A 4,212-nucleotide genomic window follows, 5' to 3' on the forward strand; every position below is an offset into this window, starting at 1 on the left:
CGCGCCACGACCGCGACATCCGCCAACTCCTACACTCGTCTGCCTTCGTCGGCCGCGCCCGATGTGTATAAGCGACCGCCAGTGGCCGATGCACCAGGTGACCGTGACTCCATGACCCAGCCAGCACCCATCGCCACGGCGGCTGGCGCCGAGCACGGCCGCGATATCCTTGGCCTGGGAGGGTTTTTCACAGAGGTACAGCCGCATGGTCATCACATCAGATCAGGTTGATGCCTTGCAGGATGCTTATTTGAACGGATTTGAGCAACCATTATCTGTATGGATGTACAGCAATTTGTGTGAGCACTGCACACCGCTGTAGGAGCGAGCTTGCTCGCGAAGGTCGTTAACGATGACGCGGGGCGCCTGGTGCCCCGCGTTGCTCTCAGGTTCTTCGCGAGCAAGCTCGCTCCTGCAGGGGGGAGGTATCAGTTGTTTTCGATATCCACATGTCGGGTTTCTTTAAGGCAGAACAGCCCGACGATCAGGCTCACCCCCGTCACCACCACCGGGTACCACAACCCGTAGAAGATATCGCCGGTGTACACCACCAGGGCGAACGACACCGTCGGCAGGAACCCGCCAAACCAGCCGTTACCGATGTGGTAGGGCAGGGACATCGAGGTGTAGCGGATGCGCGTCGGAAACAGCTCCACCATCAGCGCCGCCAACGGCCCGTAGCACATGGCGGCGATGAAGATCAGCACCACGATCAGCACCACCACCATCAGCTTGTTGACCTGGGCCGCATCTGCCGAAGACGGATAACCGGCCAGGGCCACGGCGCCACGCAGGGCCGCTTCATCAAAACCGTCGATGCGCACATCGCCGACGCTCACTTGCACCGGGCTGCCCGCAGGGGCGGCGACGCTGCTGTAGGGCAGTCCCTGTTTGACCAGGAAGGTCTTGACCTTGTCGCAGGGGCTGTCAAAACGGGCCTTGCCCACTGGGTCGAACTGGAAGGTGCAGGTGGCCGGGTCGGCCAGTACGGTGATCGGCGCCTGTTGGCTGGCCTGGTCCATTGCGGGGTTGGTGTAGTGCGCCAGGCCTTTGAAGATCGGGAAGTACAGCGCGGTCGCCAGCAGCAGGCCGAGCATCAGCACCGGCTTGCGCCCGACCTTGTCCGATAGCCAGCCAAACAGGATAAAGAACGGCGCGCCAATCACCACGCTGATAATCAACAGCATATTGGCCAGGGCCGGGTCCATGCGCAGGAACTGGGTGAGGAAGAACAGCACATAAAACTGCGCCGCGTAGAAGGTCACCGCCTGCCCGCCGTTGATGCTGAACAGGGCGATCAGCACCACCTTGAGGTTTTCCCATTTGCCGAAGGACTCGCGAATCGGCGCCTTGCAGGCCTTGCCTTCCTCTTTCATTTTCAAGAAGGCGGGCGATTCGTGCAGGCTCATGCGGATCCAGGTCGAGATGCCCAGCAGCACGATGGAAAACAGGAACGGAATGCGCCAGCCCCACACTTCGAACTGATCGCCGGTGAAGTAACGGCAGGCCAGCACCACCAGCAGCGACAGCAGCAGGCCGAGGGTGGCGGTGGATTGAATCCAGCTGGTGTGCAGCCCGCGCTTGCCCGGTGGGGCATGCTCGGCCACGTAGGTAGCGGCACCTCCGTACTCGCCGCCCAGTGCCAGGCCCTGCAGCATGCGCAGCACAATGAGGATGATCGGTGCGGCAATGCCGATGCTGGCGTAGGTCGGCAGCAACCCGACGCAGAAGGTTGCCACGCCCATCAGGATGATGGTCACGAGGAAGGTGTACTTGCGCCCGATCATATCGCCCAGGCGGCCGAACACCAGCGCACCGAATGGCCGCACCACAAAGCCTGCGGCAAAGGCCATCAAGGCAAAGATAAACGCCGTGGTGTCGTTGACCCCGGCAAAGAATTGCTTGCTGATCACCGCCGCCAGGGCGCCGTAGAGGAAAAAGTCATACCACTCGAACACCGTCCCCAGGGAGGAGGCGAAGATGACCTTTCTTGATTCGTTGGCGGTACTTGCACTGGCCGCTGAGCCCAGGGGTTGAGCATGTTCTGACATCGGGTGTCCCTCACAGTGATTATTTATTGTTGTTCCACTGTCGGCGCCAACCTCAGCGCCGCTATTTTTTCAACGTCAACGATTACGCGGGGTGCCCTGTAGTGCGCGGTGCTGGTGGGTTTTTCGCGAGTAAGCTCGCGCCTACAGTGTTGGGTGACAGGATGAGCTGCGCGGCTTTTTCCGCGATCATCAGCGTGGGTGAGCAGGTATTGCCGGAGGTGATGCGCGGCATGATCGACGCATCGGCAATGCGCAGGCCGGGGATGCCGTGTACGCGCAGTTGGCTGTCGACCACCGCGTCCTTGTCATCGCCCATGCGGCAGGTGCCCACCGGATGGAAAATCGTGGTGCCGATCCGTGCGGCGGCTTCGTGCAGTTGTTCTTCAGTTTGCAGGTCTTGGCCGGGCAGGTATTCCACCGGTTTGAACTGGCTCAGGGCCGGAGCGGCGACGATGCGCCGGGTCAGGCGAATGGCGTCGGCGGCGACGCGTAAGTCTTCGGGGTGGCTGAGGTAATTGGGTTGTATCAAGGGGGCGTCCGCCGGGTTGGCCGAACGAATATCCACCCGGCCACGGCTTTGCGGGCGCAGGTCGCAGACCGACGCGGTAAATGCCGGGAAGCCGTGCAATGGTTCGCCAAAGCGCTCCAGGGACAGTGGTTGCACATGGTATTGCAGGTTGGCAGAGGTCTGCTCCGGGCCGGAGCGGGCAAACGCGCCGAGCTGGCTGGGCGCCATCGACAGCGGGCCGCTACGGTCGTACAGGTAGCGCAGGCCCATGCCCATCTTGCCCCACAATGTGCCGGCGATCTGGTTCAGGGTGCGGGCATTTTCCAGCTTGTAGATCAGGCGCAGTTGCAGGTGATCTTGCAGGTTGCCGCCAACGCCTGGCAGTTCATGCACCACGTCGATACCCAGGGGCTTGAGCACCTGGGAAGGGCCGATCCCTGAACGTTGCAGAATGCCCGGCGAACCCACCGAGCCGGCGCACAGTACGATCTCTTTGCGCGCTTTCCAGATCAGTGCCTGGCCGTGTTGGCGCCCCAGTACCTGCGAGGCACGACCGTTTTCCAGCAGCACACGCTCAACCTCTACCTCCGTCAGCACGGTGAGGTTAGGCCGCTGGCGGATCGGCTTGAGAAACGCCTTGGCCGCATTCCAGCGCACACCGGCTTTCTGGTTGACCTGGAAGTAACCGCAACCCTCGTTATCGCCCTGGTTGAAGTCATTGATATTGGCGATGCCGCTTTGGGCAGCCGCCTCACGAAACGCATCGAGGATCGGCCACGACAGGCGCTGTTGCTCGACGCGCCACTCGCCGCCCTCGTTGTGGAATTCAGAGCCGCCGGCAAAATGGTTTTCGCTCTGTTTGAACAGCGGCAGTACGTCTTTCCAGGCCCAGCCCGCGTTGCCCGCCGCCGCCCAGCCATCGTAGTCCTGAGCCTGGCCGCGCATATAGATCATGCCGTTGATAGACGAGCAGCCGCCCAGCACTTTGCCCCGGGGGTAGCTCAAGGCGCGCCCTTGCAGGCCGGCTTGGGATTCGGTCTTGAAGCACCAGTCGGTGCGTGGGTTGCCGATGCAGAACAGGTAGCCGACGGGGATATGGATCCAGGGGTAGTTGTCGCGGCCACCGGCTTCCAGCAGCAGGACACGGTGAGCCGGGTTGGCGGACAGACGATTGGCCAGCAGGCATCCGGCAGGGCCGGCGCCGACGACGATGTAATCGTATTCAGCAGTTGCATTGGGCATCTGGGGTCTCGCTTGTTTTTCTTATTGGCCCCATCCTAGTTGTTAGTTTTCGTCTTAAAAATGTTAGTTTTTACCCACCCGCTGTGCGTTTTTAAACAACGGCGGCTGGCCCGGGCACTGGAGGCGATATGTTCGACTGGAATGACCTGCGGTTTTTTCTCGAGTTGCAGCGCAGTGGCCGCCTGCTCACCGCCGCCCAACGCCTGAAAACCACGCATGCCACCGTGGCCCGGCATATCGACGCCATCGAGAAAAGCCTCGGCACGGCGTTGTTCGTGCAACATGCCCAGGGCTATGAACTGACGCCTGCCGGCGAAGCGCTGCTCAAACATGCGGAGGCCATGGAGAACGTGGCACTGTTGGCCGAAGACGAGCTCACCCATTCTGCTGCGCCCCTGGGCAAGATTCGCC

At 61.6% G+C, this 4,212-nt stretch carries 4 protein-coding genes; 2 read left to right on the plus strand and 2 right to left on the minus strand.

Annotation, left to right across the window (positions count from 1 at the left end; all coding sequences use genetic code 11):
* Positions 1–231, plus strand: a 231-nt coding sequence (locus GIW04_RS28490) for a hypothetical protein (protein WP_236479446.1), incomplete at its 5' end; no start/stop codon positions are given.
* A gap of 197 nt (positions 232–428) precedes the next feature.
* Here GIW04_RS28490 and GIW04_RS28500 read toward each other — a convergent pair.
* Positions 429–2,051, minus strand: coding sequence for an MFS transporter (locus GIW04_RS28500; RefSeq protein WP_116667364.1), 1,623 nt, complete (start codon positions 2,049–2,051; stop codon positions 429–431).
* Between the two features lie 82 nt (positions 2,052–2,133).
* Positions 2,134–3,801 carry a GMC family oxidoreductase gene (locus GIW04_RS28505; RefSeq protein ID WP_094775521.1) on the minus strand — a complete coding sequence of 556 codons (1,668 nt, stop codon included), beginning with the start codon at positions 3,799–3,801 and terminating at the stop codon, positions 2,134–2,136.
* Between the two features lie 128 nt (positions 3,802–3,929).
* Between GIW04_RS28505 and GIW04_RS28510 the strand changes: the two genes are divergently transcribed.
* The coding region (locus GIW04_RS28510) for a LysR family transcriptional regulator (RefSeq protein ID WP_236479444.1) at positions 3,930–4,212 on the plus strand (283 nt) is incomplete at its 3' end.

Origin of the sequence: Pseudomonas sp. PA-4-8C (assembly GCF_021606625.1) — a bacterium.
Classification (GTDB): Bacteria; Pseudomonadota; Gammaproteobacteria; order Pseudomonadales; family Pseudomonadaceae; genus Aquipseudomonas; species Aquipseudomonas lactis.

Bases quoted from the DNA above. Each gene is read 5' to 3' on its own strand.
- GIW04_RS28500 (WP_116667364.1), bottom strand. From the start codon at position 2,051: ATGTCAGAACATGCTCAACCCCTGGGCTCAGCGGCCAGTGCAAGTACC.
- GIW04_RS28505 (WP_094775521.1), bottom strand. From the start codon at position 3,801: ATGCCCAATGCAACTGCTGAATACGATTACATCGTCGTCGGCGCCGGC.